Annotated in this window: 13 protein-coding genes and 2 riboswitches; of the genes, 7 read left to right on the top strand and 6 right to left on the bottom strand. The window is 75.0% G+C overall.

Annotation, left to right across the window (positions count from 1 at the left end; translation table 11 throughout):
• Nucleotides 1–194: 194 nt before the first annotated feature.
• From BCD48_RS43065 to BCD48_RS43045, 5 genes are all read right to left on the bottom strand, one after another.
• The gene (locus tag BCD48_RS43065) at nt 195–3,008 is read right to left on the bottom strand and encodes a PASTA domain-containing protein (protein ID WP_071054318.1); all 2,814 of its coding nucleotides are present in this window, start codon (nt 3,006–3,008) and stop codon (nt 195–197) included.
• 405 nt (nt 3,009–3,413) lie between these two features.
• Nucleotides 3,414–3,806, bottom strand: coding sequence for a VOC family protein (locus BCD48_RS43060; RefSeq protein WP_071054316.1), 393 nt, complete (start codon nt 3,804–3,806; stop codon nt 3,414–3,416).
• A 180-nt stretch (nt 3,807–3,986) separates the two neighbouring features.
• Complete coding sequence (locus tag BCD48_RS43055; RefSeq protein ID WP_131804235.1) at nt 3,987–6,668, bottom strand: transglutaminase TgpA family protein; 2,682 nt, start codon at nt 6,666–6,668, stop codon at nt 3,987–3,989.
• A gap of 371 nt (nt 6,669–7,039) precedes the next feature.
• Complete coding sequence (locus tag BCD48_RS43050) at nt 7,040–8,782, bottom strand: DUF58 domain-containing protein (RefSeq protein ID WP_083420087.1); 1,743 nt, start codon at nt 8,780–8,782, stop codon at nt 7,040–7,042.
• A gap of 3 nt (nt 8,783–8,785) precedes the next feature.
• A complete protein-coding gene (locus BCD48_RS43045; protein ID WP_071054311.1) occupies nt 8,786–9,751 on the bottom strand; it encodes an AAA family ATPase in 966 nt (321 codons plus the stop codon).
• 728 nt (nt 9,752–10,479) lie between these two features.
• Here BCD48_RS43045 and BCD48_RS43040 point away from each other — a divergent pair.
• Nucleotides 10,480–13,326: a hypothetical protein gene (locus BCD48_RS43040; RefSeq protein ID WP_071054309.1), complete on the top strand. Its 2,847-nt coding sequence runs from the start codon at nt 10,480–10,482 to the stop codon at nt 13,324–13,326.
• Between the two features lie 272 nt (nt 13,327–13,598).
• Entirely contained in the window at nt 13,599–14,225 is a 627-nt protein-coding gene (locus BCD48_RS43035) for an AMIN-like domain-containing (lipo)protein (protein WP_241842428.1), read from the top strand.
• Nucleotides 14,226–14,231: 6 nt separating this feature from the next.
• On the opposite strand, the gene BCD48_RS43030 is transcribed toward BCD48_RS43035, so the two are convergent.
• Complete coding sequence (locus tag BCD48_RS43030; protein WP_071054307.1) at nt 14,232–14,960, bottom strand: enoyl-CoA hydratase/isomerase family protein; 729 nt, start codon at nt 14,958–14,960, stop codon at nt 14,232–14,234.
• A gap of 334 nt (nt 14,961–15,294) precedes the next feature.
• Here BCD48_RS43030 and BCD48_RS43025 point away from each other — a divergent pair, with 334 nt between their 5' ends.
• The 5 genes from BCD48_RS43025 (at nt 15,295) to BCD48_RS43005 (ending at nt 22,560) form a co-directional block, all read left to right on the top strand.
• On the top strand, nt 15,295–15,537 hold the full coding sequence (locus BCD48_RS43025; protein WP_071054305.1) for a hypothetical protein: 243 nt from the start codon (nt 15,295–15,297) through the stop codon (nt 15,535–15,537).
• Nucleotides 15,538–15,849: 312 nt separating this feature from the next.
• Nucleotides 15,850–16,374, top strand: coding sequence for a ChaB family protein (locus tag BCD48_RS43020; RefSeq protein ID WP_241842427.1), 525 nt, complete (start codon nt 15,850–15,852; stop codon nt 16,372–16,374).
• Nucleotides 16,375–16,770: 396 nt separating this feature from the next.
• Nucleotides 16,771–16,866, top strand: a riboswitch (glycine riboswitch).
• Nucleotides 16,867–16,963: riboswitch (glycine riboswitch) on the top strand. It abuts the riboswitch before it with no gap.
• Nucleotides 16,964–17,197: 234 nt separating this feature from the next.
• Nucleotides 17,198–20,305, top strand: a complete 3,108-nt coding sequence (gene gcvP, locus BCD48_RS43015; RefSeq protein WP_071054302.1) for an aminomethyl-transferring glycine dehydrogenase — start codon at nt 17,198–17,200, stop codon at nt 20,303–20,305.
• 347 nt (nt 20,306–20,652) lie between these two features.
• Nucleotides 20,653–21,936, top strand: coding sequence for a Fic family protein (locus BCD48_RS43010; protein ID WP_071054300.1), 1,284 nt, complete (start codon nt 20,653–20,655; stop codon nt 21,934–21,936).
• Between the two features lie 168 nt (nt 21,937–22,104).
• Nucleotides 22,105–22,560, top strand: a complete 456-nt coding sequence (locus tag BCD48_RS43005; protein ID WP_071054298.1) for a MaoC family dehydratase — start codon at nt 22,105–22,107, stop codon at nt 22,558–22,560.
• Nucleotides 22,561–22,593 lie beyond the last annotated feature (33 nt).

The raw sequence follows: 22,593 nt of genomic DNA, 5'->3' as shown, positions 1-22,593 counted from the left end.
CCCGTGCTGGATCCACTGAATGCAGTGTGATGGTACCGGCGTGGTCTGACAGATTTTTCCCGCACTCGGTGCCGCCCTGCCCAGCTCCGAGCGGAGGACCGCCGGACGCGCGCGCCGGACGCGCGCGGCCGACACGCCCCCGGAACACCCTGGCCCCGGCCCTGGCCGACGCGGCCGCGGCGATGACGGCCCGCTCAGGGCGCGCCGGTCGGCGAGGTATCGGTAGGCGGAACGGTGGCCGGGGGCCCGGTCGTGGAACCGGGGGAGCTGGGCGCGTCCGGTGCCTTCGCGACGGTCAACGTGACGCTCGAGCCGCGCCGCACAGTGCCGGACTCCGGCGTCTGCGCGAGCACCGTGCCGACCGGCTGGTCGCTGGTCTGCCGGACCACGACCACGTCGAGGCCATATGAGTTGAGCGTCTTCTCTGCCTGCGCCCGTTGGGAATTGACCGTGTACGGGACCGTCACCTGCGTGCTGACGACCGTGATCGTCACCTTGCTGTGCAGCGCGACCTGACTGCCCGACACCGGGTCGACCGTCTCCACCAGGCCGGGCCCGACGCCCGACGGCCCGGTGTCATACCTGACCGTGACGACGAGTCCGGCGGCTTCCAGCGCCGCGCGTGCCTCCGCCTCCGGCCGGCCCGCGACGTCGTTCACGGTGGTGTGCCCCGGGCCGGTCGACACGGTCAGCGTCACGGTCGCGTTCTTGGCTGTCGAGCCGCCGGCGGGCGGGTCCGTGGCGGTCACCATGCCGGCCGCGGCGGAACTCGCCGCATAGTCGAGCGCGATGTCGGTGAAGCCGGCGGCCCGCACGGTCGTCTGCGCCTGGTCGGCGGGCTGCCCGACGACGTCCGGCATCTTCGCCAACGACCGGGTGCCGCTCGGGACGATGACCGTGATCGTCACCGTCGAGCCGGCCGCCACCTCGCTGCGGGCGACCGGGTTCACGGCGGCGACCCGCCCGGGACCGACCACGGCCGGGCCAGTGCTCGTCCGCACCACGACGGTGAGGCCGGCGTCCTGCAGGGTCCCCCTCGCCGCGGACTCGGTCAGCCCGACGACCTCGGGCACCCTGATGGACTCCAGGCCGGCCGACACGACGAGCGTGATCGTCTCCGTCGCCTCCAGCTGGCTGTCCCCACCGGGCCGGACCTGCAGCACGGTGCCCTTCACCTTGATGTTCGGCGTCATCTCCCGGCGGACGTGATTGAACCCGGCCGCCCGCAGCCGCTTCTCCGCATCGGCCGCGGTGAGCCCCACCAGGTCGCCCGGGACGGTCAGCTCGGAGGCGGCGAGGACACCCGACTGCGCCCTGCCGGCTGGCCGCTCCAGCGCGGCCCTGGCCGCGACGCCGACGGCCACCAGCGCGACCAGCACGCTGAACGCGCTGATCAGCGTCGTCCAGGGCAGGCGGCCGGGCAGGGTATGCCGCGCGCGCCGGCGGCGTGAGGAGACTTCGTCGCGGTACTGGCGCTCGGCGGTGGTCGTGGGCGCCTCGGCGTACCGCTCGCGCGGCTCCGCGTCACCGTGACCCGCCAGCGCGAGTGTCTCGGCCGTCCGCTCCCTGGCCTGGCCTCCCCGCAGCACGACCGTGTCTGTCTGCGCGCGCCCGCTGGGGCCAGGCCCGTCGCCGGTCGCGCTGGCGCCGCCGGCGCCGAGGTGGGCCGGCGTCTCAGCGCGGGCCTCCTGGCCGGCCTCGCCGTCGACGGCGAGGCCGGCCAGGACCGGACCGGACCCGATCGTGGGATTGTCGTCGCCGGTGGCGACCATGGCCCGCGGATCACTGTCAGTGCTGTCAGTGCTGTCAGTGCTGTCAGCGCTGTCAGCGCCGGCGGTGGGCACGACGCCGTTCGCGGCGGCCGGGCCGGCCGCCGCGGCCACGGAGCCGGCGGAGTCCGGAGCTCCCGCGGCCGACAGTTCCGAGACCGCCCGCGCCGCCGGAATGCCGAGTTCCGCGCGCGTCGAGACCAGCGGCGCGACCGGGTCCGCCTGGCTGGTCCCCGAGGCGGCCACATATGCGGCCCCGGTGACCGGCACGATCCCGCGCGTCGGGCTGAGCGTTTGCAGCCGGCTGACGATCTCGCCCGCGGTCGGGCGCTCCGCCGGGTCGCGGCGCATCGCGTCGCGCACGACATCGGTGAGCGACTCGTCGACGCCGTCGAGGTCGGGGTCGCTGTTGACGATGCGGAACAGCACCGTCGGCACGGCGCCGCCCCCGAAGGGCCGCCGCCCGGTCGCGGCGAAAATCATCAGGCCGCCCCAGGCGAAGACGTCCGCCGCGGCCGTCACCCGCTCGCCGCGGGCCTGCTCCGGAGCCATGAACGCGGGGGTGCCGACCACCAGGTCCCTGGTCACCGTCACGCTGTCCGGCGCCCAGGCTACCCCGAAGTCGATCACGCGCGGGCCGAACTGGGAGAGCAGCACGTTGGACGGTTTGAGGTCGCGGTGTACCAGGCCGGCGGCGTGGATGACGGCCATGGCGCTCGCCACGCTGACCGCGAGCCGTTCGACGTCGGCCGAGCCGAGCGGGCCGTGCGCCGCCACCGTCTCGGCCAGCGACGGGCCGTCGACGAACTCGGTGACCAGGTAAGGAGGCCCGTCCGAGGGGTCGACGGCGTCGAGCACCTCGGCGGTGCAGTAACGGGCCACCCGCTGGGCGACCTCGGCCTCGCGCCGGAACCGGGCGCGGTACTCGGGATCGTCGGCGAGCTCGGCGCGCACGACCTTGACCGCCACCCGCCGGCCGGCCGGCGAGCGGCCCAGGTAGACGGTGCCCATGCCGCCCTCGCCGAGCCGGGCCAGCAGCTCGTAGCCGCCCAGCTCGCGCGGGTCCGACGGCCGCAGCGGATTGCCGGGCAGCGGAAGCGTCCGCATGGCCGCGAGCGGCCTGTCGGGCGGCTCGAGGCTCGGATCCGAGCCGCCATCGTGGGGGAGGGCGGACTCGTTGCCCGCGGACAGGCCTGGCCTGAGCGCGGGCGAGCCGGCCCCGCCTCCGCGTGAGTCCACGTCGCCCCCGGGGTCAACCTTGGATGTGGTCGGACGGCAGCGCGTCCTTCCTTCAGGACGCACCGCGCGACAGTCTGGTTGTCTTCTGTCGTATACCCGACAGGTCCGACAGCGCTGGCGACCGACTCGCCGGAAAGCGGTCGGCCGCCATGCTGGGTGTTCGCCCGCCAGGCGCGGCCGTCAGGCGCCGGCCGGCCGCGGCGCGGCCCTCGTCCGTCATAGCTCCGACGGATGAGAAGGCCCTATGAGCGGACGGCGTGGCGGCCGGGCGAAGGCGTTGGCAAGCGAGGTCCCGAGGGATATGTCGTCATTGTCGCGCGTCTAATTCAACCGGCGGCGGGGGGAGGTGAGCGTTGGCCGTCTGGCGTTTCAGCGGCGAGCTGGGATCCGGCTGGCGACGCGGGCCTAGGCAGGGCCGATGAGGTCCCAGCGGTTGCCGGCGATGTCGAGGAAGACGACCACCTTGCCGTAGGGCTCGGCGCGCGGCTCGGCCATGAAGGTGACGCCCGCGGCGAGCAGCCGCTGGTAGGCGGCCTCGAAGTCGTCGACATTCAGGAAGAAACCGACGCGGCCGGCGGCCTGGTCGCCGACGGCCGCCGCCTGGCGCTCACCGTCGGCGCGGGCGAGCAGGATTCCCGTCTCGGCGCCGGGCGGCCGCACCACGACCCAGCGCTTCGGGCGCCCGCTGTTCGTCGCCGCCGGCGAGTCCTCGACCAGCTCGAAGCCCAGCACATCGGTGAAGAACGCGATCGCGGGGTCGTAGTCCTCGACGATCAATGCCACTAGTCCCAGCCGCACACCACGAACCTATCGGCCGAGACCAGCGCCGGCCCAGCCACCGATGGCGACGGCGCCTCAGCGCGGCGTCAACTCAGCCATCTGACCGGACCGAACCCAGCGCGGCCACGGTCAAGTGCATCGGCCCGGAACCACGTCAGAGGGCGCTCAGCGCCCGACGGCTGGCGCGAAGCGCCAGCCCTACCGGCCGAGGACTCGGCGAGGAGCCAGCCGGGTGGCGAGGCGGCGACGCGGGGAGGCCGACCGCCGGGCGGCACGCTCGACGGTGCTCGCCAGGCGTCGTGCCTCGTCGGCCGCGCGGGCGCCCCAGGGGCCCTCCCAGCCGACCGACGGGCTTCCGGCGGCGCCCGGCCCGGCTGGCGGCCGCCGCGTCTGGACGCTCTCGCCGTTCGCCTTGCCGGTGCCGGTGCCGGCGTCGGGGCCGGGGCCGGGGCCGAACAGCGCGAGCGTCGCCAGGTTCGCGAGGCCGCGCAGGGCGCTCAGACTGGACCCGCGTCCCGCGCTGTGGTCACCCGCCCCGCCGCCCGCGACCGCGCCGAGCTGGACGACCTCCGCGGGGCTCGCCGACTCGGGTATGCGCACACCCGCCGAGGCCAGCGCGTCGAGGGCGTGCGCCCAGGCGAGGACCACCCGCTCGCGCGGCCGGCGGCGGCCGGACAGCCGCCGGTGCCGGCGCGCAGCCGGACGCGCGAACGCGACCAGCAGGTAGCCGGCGATGAGCGCGGCGGCGGTGAGCCCGGCCTTCGACAGGAACCCGTGGATGTCCGTGGCCCGGCCGGCCGGTGGGGCGACGGTGATGGCCGGTTGGGTCGCGGCCGCCGGGGCGGTCAGCGGCCCGCGGACCGCCGCGTCCACCGCCGCGGCCTGCACCGCCGACTCGCCCTGGGCGGAGCCCGCGAGCGGGGCGCCCCGGGCGTCGGTCGCCGCCGGGGTGGGGAAGAACGGCAGCCAGCCCGCGCCGTCGAAGCGGACCTCGGCCCAGGCGAGCGCCTGCCGCCCGGTCACGGCGACCGTCGCGGGCCTCGCCTGCGCGTCGGGAGCGAAGCCGACCACGACCCGGCTCGGCAGTCCGAGGATGCGGGCGGCCAGCACGAACGTGGTCGCGAACTGCTCGGACGTGCCGCGCCGGGTGTCGGCGACGAAGTGCTCGACATGGGCGAGCGAGTGCCCCGGCGGCACCTGGGGGTCGAACCGGAAGTTGGTGGCAAGGTAGTGCTGTAGCAGCGCTGCCTGCTGGAACGGGCCGTTGCCCTGGCCAGCCGCGACCTTTGCCAGCGCGCGCAGTACCGGCGGGATGTCGGCCGGCAGGGCAAGGTACTCGGCGTCCGTGCTGGCGGTCGCCGCGGTGGCGGTGGTGAGCGCCGCGAGCTCGTTCAGGGAGCGGGTCGGCCGCGGCGCGGACACGATGGTGAACCGCTCACCCGCGGCGAGCGGTACCGTCCGCAACAACAGGCCGTCAGTCAGGTCGACGGCGAAGCCGCCGCCGCTGCCCGCGTCCGCCGTCCTCGTCTCCGTCCCGGCGGCCGAGCCGGCTGCGCCGGTCGAGCCGGTCGCGCCTGGTGCCGGGCCGCGGTTCACGCCCTGGCCGGACCCCGCGTCCCGCGGCTGCGCCGTGGTGGGGGCGGCGGCAGGTGGACTGGCGGGCGCGTCGAGCTCCACCGGGCGGTCGAGTGCCGGCAGGAGCTGGCCGGTCAGACCGGTGACCGTCACCTGCTGGGTGACCCGGGCGCCGCCGCGGTCGGCGCCGGTCCCGCCGGTGGCGGGCACCTCCCGGCCCGCCCGGGTGTAGCTGGCGGACGACGTCCAGGTGGCGCCGTCGAAACCGGAGAGCACGGCGAGCCGCAGAGGGACCGGGCCGGCGCTCTGGCCCGTCAGCCGGACGGTGAACAGGTCCTCGTCCGGGTGGGTGCTCCAGCCGGCGAGCGCGGACAGCGGGTTCAGGCCGTCGACCGGGGCGGCCGGCGTGGATCTGTACGCCCGCGGGTCCACCGGCGCGCCCGCGTGGAGCGCGGCCGGCAGCCGCCCTCCCGCCGCGAGCCCCGCGGCCACGACCACCGCGAGCGCCACCGTCGCCCGCGCCGCCCCCGGCAGCCGCGAGGGCCGGTCGGGGCCGAGCGTGATCCGCGGCGGTGGTTCGTCGGCCCGCGCGGAGCCGGCCGATGCGGATGAGCCCGGCCCGACGGCTGTGACGGCCGGCTCCGCCGTCGGTGCGGTCGGTGCCGTCGTTGTCGTCAGTGCCCCGGAGGCTATGGGCGCGCCGGCCGACCCGGCCGCGTCGTCCGCCGCCGTCGGCCGGCGGGCCAGCGCGAGCAGGCCCACGAGCGCGGTCAGGGCCGCGGCGGGCGCGAGGTTCGACCCGGCCGCGGGGAGCGAGGCGGCCGTCCCCGCGAGCAGCCCGAACAGCGCCGGCAGAGCGGGCAGCAACCGGGTCTTGGTGCGCATGACCAGCTCGGCGCCCACGGCGGCGGCGAGCCAGGTGACCAGGACCGGAACGACGAGCAGGTCAGGCTCAGCCGGGGACGGCACCACGACGTCGAGCAGCCGCGACGGCCCGTTCGTCACGCCGGCGCGGACCGCCGCCAGGCGGTCGAACGGGGTTCCCGCGGCGATCGTCGCCCCGGCGGTGGTGACGAATCCGGCCGTCCACAGCAGCGCCGAGAGCGCGAACGGCGCCGGCCGGCCTCGCCGCCAGGACACCGCTCCGACCAGCACCACCGGCCCGGCCGCGGCCGCTGGGATGGCCAGCCGCAGGTCGGCGGGGGAGAACAGCCGCAGGAAGCCCCAGCCGTCGACCGCCGCGAGCGCGGCGACGAGCGCCAGCGCGAGGACGCGACGCGGCCAACGCTCCGCCGGCCGCGCCACCCCGCGCCGCTCCAGGCCAAACGTGACGCGCGAACGGCGAGGTCCCGCTCCGCCGAAGGCTTGCCGGCCGCGCTCGCCGGGCGTGATTCGCCTCCCCCTCTCGCGGCTCCCGGCGGCGCCGGCGGCATCGGGGGCGCCGGCACCGTCGCCGCCACTGGTGCCATCGGCGCCCCCCCGGTCGGCGTCCGTCTGGGGCACGGGAACGGGCGTCGCCGCCGTCGCCGCTTCGGACAGCCTGGCCATGGGCACTGTGGGCGCGGTCGGCGAGTCGGTCCCGCCCCCACGCCTCGCGGATCCTCCCGACCGGGACGGGGACTCGCGACGCTCGCGGCGGCGCAGGTTCTCCAACAGGTCCGGACTGTTCCGCCCGTTCACATGCCCCCGCCGAAGTAGCCCGCGCGCGTGTTCGACCGCACCCCCGCCCCCCGTCCCCGGCCGCCGACCGGCCAGGCCTCGGGCAGCCGGGAGGCGTCCGGGATGTCGAGGACGCGCAGCCTGCCCGCGACGCTGGTGCCGACGTCGCTCGGCCGGCCGATGAGATCGAACCGGCCGAGCAGGGCCGCGGCGTCCGGATCCGCGGCCCGGCGCAGCCGAGGCCGCTCGGCCGGCGTGTGCCGGGAGCGGGCCCTGGCGGCCGCCATGCTGCGCGCGCCGACCCGGACCACCACCACCTGTCCGAACCGATGGACGACCGGGGCGACGGCGCGCAGCTGACCGCCGTCGAAGCCGCCGGTCACAACGATCAGCGTGCCGACGCCGCCCCGGCGCACAGTGCTGAGCACCTCGAGCGTGCCCGTCGGGCCGAGCGCGATCTCGGCGAGCTCGTCGAGCAGCGCCTCGGTCTCCGGCGCCCGGCCCCGGCCGGCGCGGCGTACCCCGTCGGTGGTGAGCAGGACGACGCCGAGCGACTCCCTGGCGCAGCCGAGCACCACCGAGGCCGCGACGTCGACGGCCTCCTCGAAGGTGTCGGCGCCGACCTCACCGGGTGGGTAGGCCTCCGGGCGGGTGTCGAGGACGACGGTCGAGGCCGGCTCGCTCGGTTCGACGTGCTCGCGGACCATCAGCACGCCCGTGCGGGCGCTCGACGGCCAGTGGACGAACCGCAGATCCTCGCCGCTGACGTACTCCCGGATGCCGTGGAAGATCACACCGCCGGCGGCGCCGTCGGCGGTCCGGCCGTCCGGGTCCCGCGCGGGCGCGGCCGGTGGCGCGCCTAGCGGGCGGGTCCGCGGCCGTACTCGCAGCACGTCGGTGGCGGACAGCCGCACCGTCGAGCTCACCAGCCCGAACGGGTCCGCGCGGCGTACGAGGACCGGCCCGAACGAGATCACTCCGCGCCGCCTCGTGTCGAGCGCGATGTCCAGCGACCGTGTTCCCGCGCCGGGCACCCGACGGACGTCGACGACGATCTTTCCGGTCGGGTGGGCGGCCGTGCCGCCGCCCACCCGACCCTCCAGGCGGCCGGCGAGGCCGTCGCCCGAGTCCATGCCGGCGCCAGTACGGGCGCCCGCGTTGTGGTCCGCGGTCCCCGCCCGCCCCAGGGCGCCGCGGCGGCCGGATGACGCCGCCACGGCCCGCGGGCCGTGGCTCCAGGGAATATGCAGCCGTACCGGCGGGGAGGGACGGCGGGACGGGTTGTGGATCTCGATGACCAGTGCCGCCGGCTCGCCCCTGGCGACACCGTTCGGGTTCACCCGCAGCGTCGCCCGCAGCCGTGGCCGGCGCGCCACCGACAGCGTCGCGACCAGCAGCGCGCAGATCGCCGCCGCGGCAAGCGCCACGAGCTCCGCGTAGTGCAGCACGGCGGCCCCCGCGACCAGTACAACCGCGGCCCCGAGCAGGCCGAGGCCGGGCGGAGTGACGCGGGTCGCGACGTCCGGTTCGCTGGCCGGTGCCGGCGTGACGGCGGCGGGCGCCGAGGGGACGGCGTCGGCCGCGGAGGGGATGGCCCGAGCGTCGCGGGCGGTCGAGGTGCCCGCGTCCGCGCCCGTGCCTGCGTCCGCGTCCGCGTCCGCGGAGCGGATAGCCGTCTCCGTGTCCGTGTCCCTCTCCGTGTCGCTGAGATCGACCAGGCCCAGGCCCGCCGATCCCGCGCCCGGCGAGTAGGTGCCCATCGGCTACACGCCCACGAGGCGGCGCGGCGACGGGACCGCCCGTACGACCTCGTCGACCACGTCCTCGGCGGTCACCCGCTTCAGCTCGGTCTCCGGGCTGAGCACCAGGCGGTGGGCGAGCACCGGCTTCGCCAGCGCCTTCACGTCGTCGGGGGTGGCGAACTCGCGGCCGCCGGCGGCGGCGCGCACCTGCACCGCGCGCAGCAGCGCGATGCTGCCGCGCGGGCTCGCGCCCAGGCGCAGGACGTCCGGGATCCGCCTGGTCGCGGCGACGAGGTCCACGATGTAGCGGCGCAGGGCAGGCGCGACATGCACCGACAGGGTGCGCTCGGTGTGGGCGACGACGTCCTCGGCGCGCATGACCGGCGCCAGGTCCTCGACGCGCCGGCCCACCTGGCGGCCCTCGAGGATCTCCAGCTCCGCGTCGGTCCCGGGGTAGCCGAGCCGCAGCCGCATCAGGAACCGGTCGACCTGGGCCTCGGGCAGCGCGTAGGTGCCGTCCATGTCGACCGGGTTCTGCGTCGCGACGACCATGAACGGCAGCGGCACCTGGTAGCGGGTGCCGTCGACGGTGACGAACCCCTCCTCCATCACCTCGAGCAACGCGGACTGGGTCTTCGGCGACGCTCTGTTGATCTCGTCGCCGATGACGAGGTTCGCGAACACCGGGCCAGGTCGGAAGCCGAACTCGCCGAGGCGCTGGTTGTAGACCGTGGTGCCGGTGATGTCGGATGGCAGCAGGTCGGGGGTGAACTGGATCCGGTGGGAGCTGGCGTTCACCGACGCGGCGAGGCTGCGGGCCAGCGTCGTCTTGCCCAGTCCGGGGACGTCCTCGATCAGCAGGTGGCCTTCCGCGAACAGGCTGATCACCGCGAGCTCGATCGCCTCCCGCTTGCCACGGATCACCCGCTCGACGTTCGTGACCACGTCGGCGAACGCGGCCGCGAACGTGTCCAGCTCCTCGCTCACCGCCCCTCACCCCCGGGCTGGCCAGAGGACCCCTTGGGGCCGGCGACAGTCACAGCCACTCCTTCCTGACGGGCACCGAAGTTCCTTGACGGGCATGAAGTTCCTGGCGGTCGTGGACCTGCCGGGTGCACGCGGGTCAGTCGGCGCGCGGGAGACGGCCTTCGCGGCCTGCCTGGCCGACCGGACCTCGCGAGCTGACCGGGTGTTCCGTGGGCTGAAGCAGCTTGGCGGACCTACGGGGACCCCGGCGCGGCGCGAGACAGCGCTGTGAGCCGCAGTGGGGGCGGGCCGCGCCGTCCGAGGGGGACGATTCGGCGCGGCCCGCCCGCGGGCGGCGGGGGGAGCCGCCCGGAACCAGTCCGGTGTGCGCGCCGTGTCCCCACGGTCCGAACCGGTTCGCTCACATACGACGGCGAGCCCTTCGGGTTCGTTGCGCCAGCTCGCCCAGAAATTGTGGATCTCGTGGTTCTGGGTGATTTAAGGACGAAATAGAAGTAACCCCTCGCATCCGGAGAAGATCGGGGCGCAACCCGTCGGGGCGTCCATACGTCAGACGTGCCGTGACGCGCACAGGCCCTCACGGACCGCCGACCTCCCGGATTGGCTTCCGGACCTCCCAGATTGGCTCCGCAGGCTCCGCCAATCCGGCAGGAACCCCGAATCGGGCAGGGAACCCGGATCCGGCGGGAACCCCGCGGCCGAACTCGACCGAGCCGGTCGAGGTAGCCGTGCCGGCCGGTCCGGATGAGCCACGGCGCTCCCCGTCGAGGCCGGGGCGCGGCCGCCGGGTCACCTCGGTCGCCGCGGCGCTCGCGCTGGTCGGCGTCGCCGCGACCACCATGCTCGGGCGCGGCTCCCACCCGGTGACGCTGGACCTGAGCGACGGCGGTGGCTGGCTGGTGAGCGAGCAGTTCGGCCTGCTGTTTCATGTCAACGGCCCGTCCGGGGTGGCGGACGCGGCCGTCGCCCTTCCCGGCGCGGCCGGGCACCAGCTGGCCGTGCTCACCGACTTCGCCACTCCGGCGCCCACTCGTCCCGCCCGGGCGTCCCGTGCCGCCGCGACCGCGCCCGCGCCGGGCCCGGAAGGGGCGGCGAGCCCGGCGGCACCCGGCGCCGCCGGGCCAGGCCTGACCGGCCCGGCCGGCGCGTTCGGCGGTTCCGCTGGCTCGGATGGCGCGGCCGGCTCGGATGACGCGGCCGGAGGCCTGGCGACCGCGCCATCGGACGAGGCGGTGATCGTTGTCGACGCGGTGGCGGGGACCGTGCTGCGGATCGACCCGGCGCTGCTGGAGATCGTCGCCACCGTGGCGTACCCACAGGGCACGGTGGTCAGCGCCGCGGGCGGTGACGCCTATGCCGTCGACGCGGCGGGCGGCCTCGTGACCCGGCTCGACTCCCGCACGCTGGCCGAGCTGGGCTCGCCGATCACTTTCCCGCCGGGCCTCGGCACGGTCGCCCAGACCGTGGACGGGACCCTCTGGGTGCCGGTGCCCAGCACCGGCACGGTCGTGCCGGTCCGATCGGGAACGCCGGGAACGCCGGTCCCCGTCGCGGCGGTCGGCGACCGGGTCGACGCGGCGGTGGTCGGCGGGTCGCCGGTCATCGTCGACCGCACGGCGGGCACGGTCTCCCGGCTGACGGCGGACGGCGCCGAGGCGGCCCTTCGGCTCCCGGCCGGCGTCGACGCGGCCGGTGAGACCGGCACCGACGGCGGCCGCCAGATGCTGATCCCCGCGCGGACCGAAGGCCACGTGCTCGCGCTGGCCGAGCCGTCCACCGGACGGCTGCTGCTCGCCGACCTGGACTCCGGGCGGGTAAGCGCGACGAACCTGCCGACCATCGGCTTTGGCGGGGCGGCCAGCGGGACGGCCGGCGGACCGCGCCGGCTGGGTCCGCCGGTCTGGTACGACGGCCATGTCTACGTGCCGGACTCGGACGCGGGCGTGGTCTGGGCCTACGACCCCGCGACCGGGCGCTTCGCCACGCCGGTGCAGGTCGCGCCGGCGGGCGGCCAGGCCCGGATCACCGCGGACGTCCAGAACGGCCAGCTCTGGATCAACGACGAGGCCGGCCCGAACGTCGTCCTCGTCGACGGCGCCACGCCGCGAACCATCCTGAAGTTCGGCGCGGCGCTGCCCGGCGGCGGGCACACCAGCACCCCGAAGCCCCTGCCGCCCGGCCAGACACCTGGCGGTCTACCGTCCCAACCGGCCAGCGGCGCGGGGACCGGCGACGGCCGGGGGCAGGTCTGGCCAGGCCAGGGCCGCCCCGGGGGCGACGGCCAGGGAGGCAACCCCGGCGGCGACGGCCGCGGCGGGAACGGCAACGGCGGCAACGGCGGGAACGGCGGGGGCGGTGGCCAGCCCGGCGGCCCCGGCGGCGGCCGGCCGGGCACCACGAGCGGCCCGGAACCCGGCCAGCAGCCGCCGCCGTCGCAGCGGCCGACGGACCCGCGGCCGACGGCGAGCCACACCGTCGCGCCGCCCCAGCCGGAGCCCACCGCGACCCAGCTGCCCGAGCAGACCACGGGGCCCGGCCAGCCGGGCCCCGGCGACACCGCCCAGGCGGACGACCACCGAACCGAGCAGAGCGACTCGGGCCAGGGAGGTCCCCGGACCGCCACCGGCGCGCAGCCGTCCCGGCCGGATGCCGCCGGTGACGGCGGGACCGGCGCCCCGGCGGCCGGCCCGCCGACGGCCCGTCCCTCCGCCGCGCCGGCGCCCACGCGGACCACGGCCGCGGCCACGCCGGCCGGCTCGCCCGGGCGGACCACCTCACCCGCGCAGCCGACCACGGCCCCTGGGCACGCCCCGACGCCGCCGGGGGCTGGCTCCCCGCTGCCGCCGGGCTTCTGGCTGTTGACCGACGCCGGATCGGTGATCGCCCGTGGCACGGCCGGGGCGGTGAGCGCGGATGGCGCCGACCCGGCGGCCGTCGCCATCGCGCCGACCGCGACCGGCCATGGCTACTGGCTAGTCGAGGCGTCGGGTGCCGGCCACCCGGCGGGTGACGCGGCACCGCTGGCGGGGAGCGCGAGCGGCGGCGCGGTGGTCGCCGCGGCCGCGGGGCCGACCGGGGGCGGGTATTGGACCGTCACCGCCGCCGGTGTCGTCGCGGCGCACGGCACACTCGCCGCGTACGGGTCGCTCCTGTCCGCGCCGGCCGCGCCGGTCGTCGGCATCGCCGCCACCCCGACAGGCGGCGGGTACTGGCTGGTGGACGCGGCCGGCGGGGTCTACCCGTTCGGCGATGCCGAGGGCATCGCCGCCGGCGCCGCGCCCGCCACCGCCGCGACCGGGCCCGCGCGCACCGTCGGCATCGCCGCGAGCCCGACCGGCTCGGGCTACTGGACCGTCACGGCGGCCGGCACGGTGGCGGCCCACGGCGCGACCGGCCACTACGGCTCGCCCACCTCCCCGCCGGCCGCCGTGGCCGGTGTCGCGGCGACCCCCAGCGGCCGCGGGTACTGGCTGGTGGACGCTGGCGGCGGGGTCTACGCGTTCGGCGACGCCGTCGCCCTGTCCGCGTCGGTCCCGGCGGGCACGCGGGTGCTCGCCGTGGCGGCGGTGCCGTGACGAGGCCGGCTCGTCTCATGGCCGACGAGAATGGACAGCCGGCAGCCTCGGCCTGGATGCTCGACGCCCAGATCGGCCGGATCACCGATCCCCAGGTTTCTGGCGCCCGATTCGTCGGTAGGAGGACATTCCTCACTCGGACGCCGCGCTCCCGGCGTACCGTCGTCGCTCCCGGTCGTCGTCGGACGAGCCAGGGAACCAGGTCGGAGGCCGTCATGTCGCGGTTCAGATCGCCGTTTTGGTCTTGGCGGGGGCGCGGCGCACGTACTGTCGTGCCCGCGCTGGTACTGCTGGTCGGCGCCCTCTCCGCCTGCTCGGACGACGGTGGCTCGCCGTCGCCGGAACCGGCGTCGACGACGTCCGCCGCGGCCACCTCCGCCCCGGCCGGCGAGAGCGCGACCCCGGCCGCCAGTCCCGGCGCCGGTGCCTCGCCGACGTCGGGCGCCGGCGGGGCCGCGCCGACGTGGTCGAGCGGCCCGACGTCCCTCACCCSCTCGACGAGCCCCTCGCCGCGGCTGGTCGAGGTGCGCGCGGCGCACAACGTCGAGGGCGGGCTGAGCTTCGACCGGATCGTCCTGGAGTTCACCGGCGGCCTGCCCGGCTACTCCGCCCGCTACGTCGACGACGTGGTCAGGCCGGGCGAGGGCTCGCCGCTCGCGCTGACCGGTCAGGCGCACTTCGAGATCGTGCTGCACCCGGCCGATGCCCACGATGACTCGGGCCGGTCGACGCTGCGCTCGCCAGTCAGCGGCGGCGGGCTGCCGGCGGTGCGCCAGGTCGCCATGGCCGGTGACTTCGAGGGCTACGTCCATCTGGGCGTCGGCCTCGACGACGTCGTCGGCTATCGGGTCACCGAGCTGACCGGCCCCGACCGCCTGATCTTCGACTTCGCCGCCTAACCCCGGTCAGCCGACGGGTGGGAATGGGGCGAGGCCGACGTTCCCGTCGGCCAGCAGGGCGTTGACGGTGTCGGCGTACAGGCCGGACTTGATCGTGCCGAGCGCTGGAGAGGCCTTGGTCGCGCGCGGGCGGGCGCGGCCGAGGGCGGCGACGAGCACGGCGCGCTGCGCGGCGGCCAGGTCCGCGGCGTCCGCGAGGCTCTCGGCGGCGACGGCGTCGACGATCCCGGCCTCGAGCGCGTCGACGCCTCCGTAGCGGCGGCCGGTGACCATCGCCTCGGCGGCCGTCCTGGCGGGGAGCCGCGCGGCGAGCAGCCTCGTCATCCCCGCGGTGAACGGCATGCGCAGGTCGACCTCGGGCAGGCACCAGTAGCCGCGGTCGGCGCGCATCACCTGCTGGTCGTGCGCGAGCGCGAGCATGGCGCCCGCCCCGAAGGCGTGTCCCTGCACCGCGGCGACGGTGACGAACGGCAGCGTCAGCACCCGGGCGAGCAGGGCCTGCACAGCGTGCAGGTAGGCGCCCAGTTCGCTCGGGTAGGCCAGGACCCTGTCCAGGTCGAGCCCGTTCGACCAGATCTTCCCCCGCGCGGTGGTGACCAGGGCCTTCTGCCCATCGGCATCCTCGACCTCGGACAGCAGCGCGTTCACCGCCATCAACCAGTCGGTCGTGAACCGGTTCTCGCCGTCGCCGAGATCCAGCACGTACACGTCCCCGTCGTGCTCCAGGTGCGGCATCGCTCGGCTCCCTCGGTCATCGGTCTGGCCATCGTCGTACCTGAGGCCCCCACCCGCGGGGTGGTACGCGGGCCCATCCGGCATGTCCCGGCCGCGGCGACCGGGCGCACGGCTTGAGGGTCAGCCTCCCGAGAGGCCGCGGCCCCGGTCAATGCGGCGCTGCCACCTGGACCTCTCCTCCGTGACCTCCGTGACCTGTCCACCGTGTCCACCGTTGCCTCTCCACCGTTGCCTCGCGGCCGACGCCAGGCCGGTCCCTTGGCGGCGGTTCCGCCCCGGCCGTCCGGGTACCTGCGCGACGGGACGAGTACGGCGAGACGAGCGGGGAGGGACGATGACGACTCCATCCGGCGGGCGAGCCGCCAAGGGAACGGACACACGTTCGGGGCGCGCGACCGGCCCGGCGCGGGGCAGGACCGCGGAGGCCGGCGCGGGCGCCAGCGATGAGGAGATGGCCCGGCAGGTCGCCAGCCAGACCGCGTCCGACCGGGCGGTCGAACCCTTCTTCGAGCGTGAGCGGGGCGGAGCGGCCACCGACGTCGAGGCAGCCAAGGCGCGCGCCGACCAGGTGAAATAGCGGACCCGCTGAAGTAGGCGTAAACCGCCGCTGGTCAAACGGGCACATCCAGCGTTGATTCGTCGCGCGCCCCTGCGGACCGAGCATTCGTCGTCGAAGGTGGGTGGGGGCGGGGTTTGCGCTGCGCCCGCCGGGAACTCACCGACAGACACCGAGCCGAACGCGCGCCCCCGACCGCGGCGGCGCGCGACTCGAACAGAGGACGCATGGCAGACGCCGTCGGAAGGGATTCCCAGAGCGTGACCGGCGCCTCGGTCGAGGCTGCTCGCCCCTCGTCGCGGGCGACGAGGGTTTCCAGCGGAGGTGATGCAGATGCCTGCCAAGACGACGATCCGTTCCAGTCCCGCCAAGACGACGACCCGTTCCAGTTCCGCCAAGACGACGACCCGTGCCAGTAAGGCGGGGCAGGCCGACCAGATGTGCGCCGGCGTGCCGTCGACGGTCGCGCGGTCGGACAGCAAGGCCGTCCGCACGTGGATGAAGGCGCATGACTCGGCGGTGGGCACCCATGGCGAGGGCCAGCGCGCGCACCGCGCCGCGTACGCCGCGCTGAAGCACACCCACGAGAGGATCGGCGACCGCTGGCAGCCGAAGCCGTCCCCGGGCCCGTCCGACGCGCAGGCAAAGCAGAGCACGCCGGCGAGCGTGCGCCGGCCGCGGCCGACCGCCGAGGGCGTGAACGCGAACGCGCCGCTGACCCGGCTGCGCGAGATGGCCCGCGAGCTGGAGATCTCCGGCCGTACCCGGATGACGAAGGACGAGCTGGTCTCCGCGATCAAGAAGGCCAACCGGCGTGCCGCCGCCGCCGCCCGCAGGCGACCCGGCGCCGCGCGATGACGTGGAGGCGGCGCACCGGGTAGCCCGGGCAGCCAGGAGGCCGCCGGCGGCGCGAGGATTCGCCCCTTGCCGCGGGCAGGCGTCCCCAACGGCCCGCGTCGGCGGATCGTTGGGGACGCCATTCGGCCCGCGATGTGATGCTGGCGACGCGACGCGACGCGACCCGACGTCGGGGCGGCGCGGCCCGGCCCGGTGACCGGGCGAGAGCTGCCGGGCGCGGCTCCGGCGGACGACGTTGCGGGGTGGTTTCGTGGCCGTGGTCGCGGTCGCGCCGTCTGCGCGCCACCGATAGTCTCGGTACGGACCTGTTCACTTGGCGGAAAGCCGTCCGGTGGTCGGGTCGGCCGTCGGTTCGCGGGTCCGTGAACCGGGGTCACAACCACATACTGTGCCGCTCACACCCGTGCGGGAGAGTCCCGGGCAAGCCGGCCCGTGGCGCCGAAGGAGCAAGATCTCCCTACAAACTCTCAGGCCCCCAACCGCCGGGTCAGGCAACTCTGGAAAGCGGACGCCGCTGGGCATCCCGCCGACGGTGCAAGCCGGGCATGACGTCGCCCGGTGAAGCTCTCAGGCCCATGACAGAGGGGGAGGCCGAGGCGAGCGACCCCGCGCGGGGTCCCGCCGGTCCGTCGACGGCGGACCGGCGGATGAGCACCTTCGGTCAGCTTCACGGGCCTGCCACTGGAAGGACGACCTTCCCGAGGCGGCCGCCCTGGTCGCTGCCCCGTGGTCGAACGCTCGCCGTGCCTGCCGGGGGATCATCTCCCGGACCCCGAAGCGGGGCCGGTGCCAGGCCGGCGCCGCCTGACCTTCGGAGCGACACGTGCCTGCCACCACCCCGACTACGGCCACCGCCACGCTCCCGACCGCCACGCTCCCGACCGCCGCGTACCGGGCGTTCGCCGACCGGCACATCGGGCCGGACGCCGAGGCCCAGGCGACCATGCTCGCCGCGCTCGGCTACCCGTCCCTCGACGCGCTGACCGACGCGGCCGTGCCGGCGGGCATCCGTTCGACCGAGCTCGAGCTGCCGGCGCCGATCCCCGAGAGCGCCGCGCTCGACGAGCTGCGCGCGCTGGCCCGCCGCAACCGGCGGGTGACCTCGATGATCGGCCTCGGTTTCCACCCGACCGTGCTGCCTGGCGTGATCCAGCGCAACGTGCTCGAGAACCCGGCCTGGTACACCGCCTACACGCCGTACCAGCCGGAGATCTCGCAGGGCCGCCTCGAGGCGCTGCTGAACTTCCAGACCATGGTCACCGACCTCACCGGCCTCGCGACCGCCGGCGCATCGCTGCTCGACGAGTCGACGGCGGCGGCCGAGGCGATGCAGCTCGCCCACCGCGTCGACAAGAAGAAGCGCTCGACCTTCCTCATCGACGCCGACACGCTGCCGCAGACGATCGCCGTCGTGCGGACCCGGGCCGAGGCACTGGGCCTGGTGGTCCACGTCGCCGACCTGCGCGAGGGCATCGTTGCCCGCCCAGCGCCAGCCCCGGGCGAGGGAGCGGCCGAGCCGCTGCCCGCCGAGCCGGGCGAGCAGCCCGCCGAGGCGTCGGGCGAGCTCCCGGCCGACGTGCTGGCCGACACGTTCGGCGTGCTGCTGTCCTACCCTGGCGCGAACGGCGAGGTCCGTGACCTGCGCGGCGTCATCGCCCAGGCGCGCGACCACGGCGTGACGGTGGCCGTCGCCGCCGACCTGCTCGCGCTCACATTGCTCGCCTCGCCCGGTGAGCTTGGCGCTGACATCGCTGTCGGTACCACCCAGCGGTTCGGGCTGCCGGTGATGTTCGGCGGCCCGCACGCCGGCTACATGGCGGTGCGGGGGGGCCTGGAGCGGATGCTGCCCGGCCGGCTCGTCGGCGTCTCGGTCGACGCCGCGGGCAAGCCGGCCTACCGGCTCACGCTTCAGACCCGCGAGCAGCACATCCGCCGGGAGAAGGCCACCAGCAACATCTGCACCGCCCAGGTGCTGCCGGCCGTGATCGCCTCGATGTACGCCGTCTACCACGGGCCCGGCGGGCTTGCCGGGATCGCGACGACGGTCCACGCCCACGCCGCCCGCCTCGCCGAGGCGCTGCGCGCCGGCGGGGTCGAGGTCGTCCACGACCACTTCTTCGACACGGTGCTCGCCCGGGTGCCCGCGCGGGCGGCCGAGGTCGTCGCGGTGGCGCTGGAGCACGGGGTGAACCTGCGCCTTGTCGACGACGACCATGTCGGGATCTCCTGCAACGAGGCGACTCTGGACGCCGACCTGCACGCCGCCTGGGCCGCCTTCGGCGTCCCGGGCCCAGGTGACGCGCCGCCGGCCGTCCCGGAGGCCGGGGTGGCGGCCGTCGCGCTGCCGGCGGCGCTCGTCCGTACCTCCGGCTACCTGGAGCACCCCGTGTTCCACGCCCACCGGTCGGAGACGGCGATGCTGCGGTACCTGCGCCGCCTCGCCGACGTCGACTTCGCGCTCGACCGCGGGATGATCCCGCTCGGCTCCTGCACGATGAAGCTGAACGCCACCGCCGAGATGGCCGCCGTCACCTGGCCGGAGTTCGCCGAGATCCACCCGTTCGCGCCGTTGGACCAGGCCGCCGGCTACCTGGAGATGATCACGGACCTGGAGCGCTGGCTCATCGAGATCACCGGCTACGCCGGGGTGTCGGTGCAGCCGAACGCCGGCAGCCAGGGCGAGCTCGCCGGGCTGCTGGCCATCCGGGCGTACCACCGCGACCGCGCCCAGGCGGGGGAAGCGCTCCGCGACATCTGCCTGATCCCGTCGTCGGCGCACGGCACGAACGCCGCGAGCGCGGCGATGGCCGGGATGAAGGTCGTCGTCGTCGCCTGCGACGCCGACGGCAACGTCGACCTCGCCGACCTCGCCGCGAAGGCGGCCCAGCACGCCGCGCGGCTGGCCGCGCTGATGGTCACCTACCCGTCGACGCATGGCGTCTACGAGGAGGGCATCGGCCAGGCGTGCGCGATCGTGCACGACGCCGGCGGCCTGGTCTACGTCGACGGGGCGAACCTGAACGCGCTTGTCGGCCTCGCCCGCCCCGGCCGGTTCGGCGCGGACGTCAGCCACCTCAACCTGCACAAGACGTTCTGCATCCCGCACGGCGGCGGTGGCCCCGGCGTCGGCCCGGTCGCGGTGGGCGAGAAGCTGTTGCCGTATCTGCCGAACCACCCGCTGTGCCCCGAGGCGGGCCCGGCCACCGGTGTGGGCCCGATCTCCGAGGCGCCGTGGGGCTCGGCCGGAATCCTCATGATCCCGTGGGTGTACCTGCGGCTGATGGGTGCCGAGGGCGTGCGCGCGGCGACGTCGGTCGCGGTGCTGAACGCGAACTACATCGCCAGCCGGCTGCGCCACCACTACCCGGTGCTCTACGCCGGCCGGGGCGGGCTGGTCGCGCACGAGTGCATCCTCGACCTGCGCCAGCTCACCAAGGAGATGGGCGTGACCGTCGACGACGTCGCCAAGCGGCTCGTCGACTACGGCTTCCACGCGCCGACGATGTCGTTCCCGGTCGCCGGCACGCTGATGGTCGAGCCGACCGAGAGCGAGGACCTCGCCGAGATCGACCGGTTCTGCGACGCGATGATCGCGATCCGTGCCGAGGCGGGCAAGGTGGGTGACGGCACCTGGCCGCAGGACGACAACCCGCTGCGCAACGCCCCGCACACCGCCGAGATGGTCACCGGCGACGACTGGGACCACCCGTACCCGCGGTCGGTGGCCGCCTACCCGGTGGCGTCGCTGCGGACGGCGAAGTACTGGCCCCCGGTCCGGCGGATCGACGGCGCGTACGGCGACCGCAACCTGGTCTGCACCTGCCCGCCGCCGGAGGCCTTCGCCGACGACCTGACGGCGCAGGACACCGCCACCACCGTCCCGGACGCCCGCTCGGCCGTTCCCCTCACCCCGGTCGGCGCCGCCGGCTAGCACCGCTTCTGGCGGCAGCGTTCGCCCATTTCGGAACGACCTTTTCAAGATCGGTCAGGCGTTGCGTGCCACCATCACCGACGCACAACGTCTGACTGATCTTGATCCCGATGGTGCCAGAGATGGGGAACGGTCGCTGGAGCGGCAATTGCGCCGGCTCGCCGTCGCGCTAGGGGCGACGGCTCCTCCTGAGGGCGCCGACCCGTGGTCGGCGGCCCATGACCTGAGAGGAGCTGCCGGCCACGGTAGCCATGCTGGGGAGGCCCGGTGCGCGGGACAGGTCCGGACTGGTCGGAAAGGATGAAGATCTCTGCCCCATATTCAGGCTATGCTTAGGATGCCTGAATATGGAGGTCGTCGTGGCACAGCTCCTGCGGCGCCGCTGGGATAGCGACCTCGGCGCCGGCCTGTCGAGGCGGGACCGGCGGTCGTGTGAATACGACGCCTATCTGCCGGATCCCCTCGTCGGGCGCGCCTTTTCCCTGGACGGGGAGACCGTGGCCGACGTCGTCGATGCGGAGCACGCGATCGCCACCCTCAATCGGGACGCGGTGGTGTTGCGTGGGACCGAGGTGCTGGCTCGCATCCTGCTGCGGGCCGAGTCGGTTGGCTCGTCCTGGATCGAGGGGCTTGAGGTCGGCGGCCGCCGCCTCCTGCGCGCGGAGGCGGACCGTGAGTTCGGGGAGCCCACGACGGATGTCACGGCGTCCGAGGTGCTCGCGAACGTCGACGCGATGGTCCGGGCATCGGAACTGGTCGGTGTCGGTGACCCGATCACGGTGCCGTCCCTGTTGGAGATCCACCGGCGGCTGCTTGCCGGGGGCCGGCTTGAGCCGTATGGCGGCATGATCCGGAGCGAGCAGAACTGGATCGGCGGCAGCAGCTACAACCCCTGCTCCGCGGCCTTCGTGCCACCGCCGCCTGACGTCGTGCCCCAGCTTCTTGAGGATCTCTGCGCGTTCTGCGCCGACGACGGTCTGCCGGCGGTGGCGCAGGCGGCCGTAGCGCACGCCCAGTTCGAGACCATTCATCCCTTTGTCGATGGCAACGGCCGGGCTGGTCGTGCGCTGATCCACATGGTCCTTCGTCGGCGCGGCCTCGCGGCCGACGTACTCCCGCCGGTCTCGCTGGTTCTCGCGACATTGGCGCGGGACTACGTGGCGGCTTTGACCGCGACCCGATACGTCGGGCCACCAGACTCAGGGCAGGCGCGGGCCGCGAGCGATTCCTGGATCGCGATGTTCGCGGGAGCCTGCGTGCGAGCATGCGCCGACGCGACCGACTTTGAACGGCGGATCGGCGCCATCCAGGAGGACTGGTACCAGCGAGTCGGTCCGGTGCGGCCCGACTCGACGCTGGACCGCCTGCTGAGAATGCTGCCCGCGGCGCCCGTGCTCACCGTGCAGTCGGCGTCGAAGCTGACCGGACGTTCCGTGCAGACCAGCAATGATGCGGTGGGCCGGCTGGTGGACGCCGGAGTGATTCGGCAGGTCACGGTCGGCCGGCGCAATCGGGCCTTCGAGGCCGGCGAGGCGATCGAGGCGTTCACCCTGCTGGAGCGGCGCCTCGCGAGTCCCCAGGGCGACACCAGGGTCAGCCCACCGGCGAGGCGGGTGCCGCGTCGGCCATGAGCGAGCTGCCACCGGGCAGGACCGCGCCGTGAGTCCCGAACAGCGTCCGGGCGGGAACCGCGCATCTGGATGCGGGGGTTGGGATACTGCTCGCCGCGGCGCGCGCGGCGCCGGGTGCGTGGGTGATGCCGGCCGGGCCGGGCGCTCGGCGGAGCTTGGAGGAGTCCGATGGTCACGACGGTCCAGGGGATCGAGGGCGCCAAGGCGCTGGCCGGCCAGGACTGGGGCAGCAGCGGCTGGGTCGAGGTCACCCAGGAGCAGGTCAACACCTTCGCCGACGCCACCGGGGACCACCAGTGGATCCACGTCGACGTCGAGAGGGCGAAGACCGGGCCGTTCGGCGGGCCGATCGCGCACGGCTTCCTCACGCTGTCGCTGATCCCGGTGCTGTTCCACGACGCGATCCACGTCGACGGCATCTCCATGGCGGTGAACTACGGCCTGAACAAGGTGCGGTTCCCCGCGCCGGTGCCGGTCGGCTCCAAGCTGCGCGCACACATCAAGAACCTGTCGGTCGAGGACGTCACCGGCGGCGTCCAGGTCGTCAACCAGATCACCATCGAGCTCGAGGGCCAGACCAAGCCGGTCTGCGTCGCGGAGTTCATCTCCCGCTACTTCGCGTGAGACTGGCCCGTTGCGAGGCGCTCGACGCCTCGC

It is taken from the genome of Pseudofrankia coriaricola (genome assembly GCF_001854805.1).
Classification (GTDB): domain Bacteria; phylum Actinomycetota; class Actinomycetes; order Frankiales; family Frankiaceae; genus Pseudofrankia.
The sequence above is the reverse complement of the archived record's forward strand: the minus strand, read 5'-3'. Positions and strand labels throughout refer to the sequence as shown.

What these genes read in the sequence shown, in the direction of transcription:
- BCD48_RS43050 (WP_083420087.1), bottom strand. Translation starts at nt 8,782, where the DNA reads ATGGGCACCTACTCGCCGGGCGCGGGATCGGCGGGCCTGGGCCTGGTC.
- BCD48_RS43030 (WP_071054307.1), bottom strand. Translation starts at nt 14,960, where the DNA reads ATGCCGCACCTGGAGCACGACGGGGACGTGTACGTGCTGGATCTCGGC.
- BCD48_RS43025 (WP_071054305.1), top strand. Translation starts at nt 15,295, where the DNA reads ATGACGACTCCATCCGGCGGGCGAGCCGCCAAGGGAACGGACACACGT.
- BCD48_RS43020 (WP_241842427.1), top strand. Translation starts at nt 15,850, where the DNA reads ATGCCTGCCAAGACGACGATCCGTTCCAGTCCCGCCAAGACGACGACC.
- BCD48_RS43010 (WP_071054300.1), top strand. Translation starts at nt 20,653, where the DNA reads ATGGAGGTCGTCGTGGCACAGCTCCTGCGGCGCCGCTGGGATAGCGAC.
- BCD48_RS43005 (WP_071054298.1), top strand. Translation starts at nt 22,105, where the DNA reads ATGGTCACGACGGTCCAGGGGATCGAGGGCGCCAAGGCGCTGGCCGGC.